Origin of the sequence: Aquidulcibacter sp. (assembly GCF_020253525.1) — a bacterium.
Classification (GTDB): Bacteria; Pseudomonadota; Alphaproteobacteria; order Caulobacterales; family Aquidulcibacteraceae; genus Aquidulcibacter.
Window position 1 is genome coordinate 1 of sequence record NZ_JADCBK010000150.1, and the last position, 5,211, is coordinate 5,211.

Sequence of the window (5,211 nt, forward strand, 5' to 3'; positions counted from 1 at the left end):
CCCCCACGATGTCATCCCCGCCGGAACGCAGTGGAGAGCGGGGACCCCATGGGATTTTGCGGCACAAGGTCCCCGATTGGCTGACGCCATCGGGGATGACATCGTTCAAGGTTTTTTTCATCCAGACCCATTTTGGTGGAAACCTTGTTTCACCAAAATGGATCATCAAGGATCGCGTCGCGACGCAGCGAAGCTGCGCACTTGACTCCCCCGAGGTCGCAGAAACAATTTTGGTAGCGGTTTGGTGAACCGGAAGGATCACCAAAACGCTTCTAGATAGAGAGCCTCAAAATGGAGCGCGCAGCACTAGCTGCGCCTTTCAACGCGATCACATGCGCAACTTTTGTTGCGCGCTCCGTTCGCCCCGCCTTCTCGGTCGTGTCTCAGCTCAGCTCAACGCCGCTTGGGCTGCCGCCAAGCGCGCGATGGGGACGCGATAGGGCGAGCAGGATACATAGTCGAGGCCCGCTTTTTCGCAGAAGGTGATAGAGGCTGGATCGCCGCCATGTTCGCCGCAAATGCCCAGTTTCAAATCAGGCTTGGTTGCCCGACCGCGATCGCGCGCGATCTTGATCAAATCGCCAACACCAGATTGATCCAAGGTCACAAAGGGATCTTTCTCGAAAATGCCCTGTTCGACATAGGCCCCCATGAAGCGGCCGGAATCGTCGCGGCTTATGCCGAGGGTTGTCTGGGTTAAGTCATTGGTACCGAAAGAGAAGAAGGCTGCCTGACGGGCAATCTCATCGGCTTTCAACGCAGCGCGCGGCAATTCGATCATGGTGCCGACCGAATACTCAATCTCCATCCCCTCATGATCCATCACTTCGCGACCGACGGCATCGACACGATCTTTCAGGATTTGCAATTCCTTTTCGGTCGCCACCAGCGGGATCATGATTTCAGGCACGGGGGCTTCGCCTTCGGCCTTGGCGACTTCAATGGCTGCCTCAAAGATCGCACGCGCCTGCATCTCATAGATTTCTGGATAGGTGATGCCGAGGCGGCATCCGCGATGGCCCAGCATCGGATTGACTTCATGTAGGTCTTTCGCGCGCTCCAAAAGCTTTGCCTTATCAAGACCGGTGGCATTGGCCACAGCCTCCACATCTTCCAAGCTGTGCGGCAGGAATTCATGCAAGGGCGGGTCGAGCAGACGGATCGTGCAGGGCAAGCCCTTCATGATGGTGAAAATCTCAACAAAGTCGCGCCGTTGCATGGGCAAAATCTTGGTCAAGGCCAAGACGCGGCCTGCTTTAGTTTCCGACAAAATCATCTCGCGCACAGCGGCAATCCGGTCGGCGTCGAAGAACATATGCTCTGTCCGGCACAGGCCCACGCCTTCGGCCCCAAACTCACGTGCGGTGCGCACATCAAGCGGAGTTTCGGCGTTGGCGCGAACCTTCAGGCGGCGAACCTTATCAGCCCAGACCATGAGGGCAGCAAAATCGCCGGACAATTCAGGCTGTTCCATTTCAACCGCGCCAAATAGGACTTCGCCCTTAGAGCCATCAACCGAAATGATATCGCCCTTTTTGATCTCGCGGCCGCGCACTTTGAACACGCCTGCCTCTTCGTCGATGCGAATATCGCCTGCACCCGATACGCAAGGACGGCCCATGCCGCGTGCAACAACGGCAGCATGGCTGGTCATACCACCGCGTGAGGTGACGATGGCGCGGCTGGCATGCATGCCATGAATATCTTCGGGGCTGGTTTCTTCACGCACCAGAATGACCGACTTGCCTGCTTTGGCCATTTCTTCGGCTTCATCGGGGTCAAACACCACTTCGCCAACGGCAGCGCCCGGCGAAGCGGGCAAGCCCACGGCGATCAAGTCGCGCGCGGCACCTGGCGCAATTGTGGGGTGCAGCAATTGGTCTAGCGCTGCTGGATCGACCCGCATGACGGCTTCATTCTCCGTAATGAGGCCTTCGGCAACCATGTCGACGGCGATCTTCAGAGCCGCTTTCGCGGTGCGCTTGCCGTTACGGGTTTGCAGCATCCAGAGTTTGCCGCGCTCGACCGTGAACTCAATATCCTGCATGTCGCGATAATGGCCTTCCAACTGGCCATAGACTTGCACGAGCTGTTGGAACACTTCGGGCAAGGCTTCTTCCATGGAAAGACCGCCCTCACCCATGGTTTCGCGCTGAACACGGGTGATGGACTTTGGCGTGCGGATGCCGGCCACCACATCTTCCCCTTGGGCATTGATCAGATATTCGCCATAGAACAAACGCTCACCCGTCGAAGGGTTGCGCGTGAAGGCTACACCGGTGGCCGAGGTTTCGCCCATATTGCCAAACACCATGGCTTGGACGTTTACGGCCGTACCCCAGCTTTCGGGAATGTCGTGCATTTTGCGGTAGAAGTCGGCCCGATCATTCATCCACGAGCGGAACACCGCCCCGACCGCGCCCCACAATTGGTCGTTCACATCCTGCGGGAACGGCTTGCCCATGGCCGATTCAACAGCCGCCTTATATTGGACGACGACTTTTTCCCAATCTTCGGCTTCAAGATCGGTGTCGATCGTATAGTCGTGGACTTCCTTATAGCTTTCAAGAATATCCTCAAACATGTGGTGGTCGAGTTCGAGGACCACATTGGAATACATTTGGATGAAGCGCCGATAGCTATCAAAAGCAAAGCGGCGGTTGCCAGATTGGGCCGCGAGGCCTTCCACCGTTTGGTCATTCAGGCCGAGGTTCAAGACCGTGTCCATCATGCCGGGCATGGAGGCACGCGCGCCAGAGCGGACCGAGACCAAAAGCGGGTTTGCCGCATCGCCAAAGCCTTTGCCGACCGTGCCCTCAACCTTGGCCATGGCTGCTTTGACTTCATCGGCCAAAGCATCGGGATATTTTTGGCCCAAAGCATAAAAGGCCGTGCAGACTTCGGTGGTGATGGTAAAGCCTGGAGGAACGGGAAGGCCGATCTTGTTCATTTCAGCAAGGTTCGCACCTTTGCCGCCCAATAGATTCTTCATGCTGGCATCGCCATCGGCGAGCCCTGCTCCAAAGCTATAAACCAATTTACTCATGTAGCGTGTGCCTCATGTGATTCCTGCGCCGCAGGCGCGTGTTAGCGGCCCTTCTAAGGCAGTCGGGTGAGTTATCAACCCACATGAAAGCCCAGAACGGCTGAACTGTGTCGCAAGACACACACCCTTCTGGATATGTAGTTTTACAACACGCAAAATCGTCCAGAATCCGGGCAAATGCCCAGACCGATCCCACGTGGAAAGCAAGTCTTGGGCCACGGCTCAGTCTTTGGTGTGGGGCCAAGAAGCCGCACGTGGGGTGGGCTTGGCTTAGCCGCCTGCGAGCTTGGAAAAGTCGGCGACCCGCTCGCTCACCGCGCGCAATTTTACCAATAGTGCCAAACGGTTCTTGCGAATGGCTGCATCAGCATCATTGACGAGGACCCCCTCAAAGAAATGGTCAACGGGGCCACGAAGGGCTGCCAATGCGCCCATGGCGGCGTCAAAGGCCTCAGTAGCCAAAGCTTGTTCCAACTGGCTTTCCGCCGCCAGCAGGGCTTGATACAGCCCCTGCTCGGCTGGTTCGCGCAGAAGCGCCTCTGAAACGCTGCCTTCTGCGGCTGCCCCGTCCTTCTTTTCCTCAGCGCGCAAAATATTGGCCCCGCGCTTAAGGCCCGCGACTAGATTGGCCCCATCCTCGGTTTTCAGCACTTTGGCCAGAGCCGTCACACGCGCGACGATTCGCACGATGTCATCATCGGGAATGGCGAAAGCGGCTTCGAGCACATCGGGCGCAAAGCCTTCATCGCGGAGGGATACACGCAAGCGCTCGAGGATGAAGTCGAGCAAGCCATTGGCTTTGGTTTTTTCGGCTAACGCAAACCGCACGCCTGCATCCCGCACAATCCGGATCACACCCAGTGCCGCGCGGCGCAGCGCATAGGGGTCGCCAGAGCCTGTTGGCTTCTCACCAATCTTGAAGAAGCCGGTCAGCGTATCAAGTTTATCTGCCAAGGCCACGGCCATTGCGACAGGCTCGCTCGGCACCTGATCGGACGGGCCGACGGGCTTATAATGATCGCGGATGGCGTCGGCGATGATTTGGTTGGAAGCAAAACTTCCACCTTGTTGAAGCTGATAATAGCGCCCCATAACCCCTTGAAGTTCTGGGAATTCACCAACCATTTCGGTTGTCAAATCGGCTTTTGCTAAAAGCGCTGCATGCTTGGCTGAAGCGACATCGGCCCCAACCAGAGGCGCAATCTCGCCTGCCAGCGCCACAATGCGGCGCACTTTATCGCCCACACTGCCAAGCTTTTCGTGGAACACCAAAGTATCGAGCTTCGGCACGCGGCTTTCGAGGCTCGCCTTGCGGTCCAAGTCCCAGAAATAGCGGGCATCATTGAGGCGGGCAGCCAGCACGCGGGCATTGCCCAGCGCGATTTTCTTGCCACCATCTTTTGCCTTCACATTGGACACCACGATGAAGTGCGGCGCGAGGCCACCGGTCTTCGGGTCGCGGACAACAAAATATTTCTGATTGACGCGCAAAGTGAGGCGAATGACTTCTGGCGGTAGGTCCAAGAAGGAAGGATCCATATCGCCCATAATCACATGGGGCTCGTCTACCAGACCGCAGACTTCCTCTAAAAGCCCTTCATCTTCAATAAGTTCAAGATTGCGGGCATGGCACAGCGTCTGGGCATCTGCCTTGATTTGCGCCTTGCGCTGGTCGCGGTCGAGGACGACATGGGAAGCAGCCAATTTGGCCTCATAATCCTCAAAATCCTTGACTTCAAACGTGCCCGTGCCGTGGAACCGGTGGCCCTCGCTGATATTGCAGGCCGCGATCCCATCGACATCAAACGGTACGATCTCGCCATCAAACACCGCAACAATCCGGTGCAAGGGTCGCGCCCAGCGCAATGTCCCCTCGCCCCAGCGCATGCTCTTGGGCCACGGGAAGTTGCGGATGATATTGGGCACGATTTCAGCCAAGGCCGCAGGCGTTGCCCGGCCTGGCTTCACGAGATCGGCGACGTAAAAATCACCTTTTTTCGGGTCAGAGACGACGCGGGCTTGGGCGATGTCACTTAGGCCCGCACCGCGCAAAAAGCCCTCAATGGCTTGGGCGGGGGCATCGACTTTGGGGCCTTTGCGCTCTTCCCGCACATCGGCGGTTCGCTCGGGCAGGCCTTCGACAACTGCCACAAGACGGCGCGGCG

2 protein-coding genes are annotated in these 5,211 nt (G+C 57.5%); both read right to left on the reverse strand.

Annotated features, from left to right (window positions below):
• Positions 1–388: 388 nt before the first annotated feature.
• Positions 389–3,046 carry a pyruvate, phosphate dikinase gene (ppdK, locus tag IOB61_RS15380; RefSeq protein ID WP_290818626.1) on the reverse strand — a complete coding sequence of 886 codons (2,658 nt, stop codon included), beginning with the start codon at positions 3,044–3,046 and terminating at the stop codon, positions 389–391.
• A gap of 270 nt (positions 3,047–3,316) precedes the next feature.
• Positions 3,317–5,211, reverse strand: a 1,895-nt coding sequence (glyS, locus tag IOB61_RS15385) for a glycine--tRNA ligase subunit beta (protein WP_290818628.1), incomplete at its 5' end; no start/stop codon positions are given.

Excerpts from the sequence above, each read along its gene's own strand:
- ppdK (WP_290818626.1), bottom strand. The coding sequence starts at position 3,046 with ATGAGTAAATTGGTTTATAGCTTTGGAGCAGGGCTCGCCGATGGCGAT.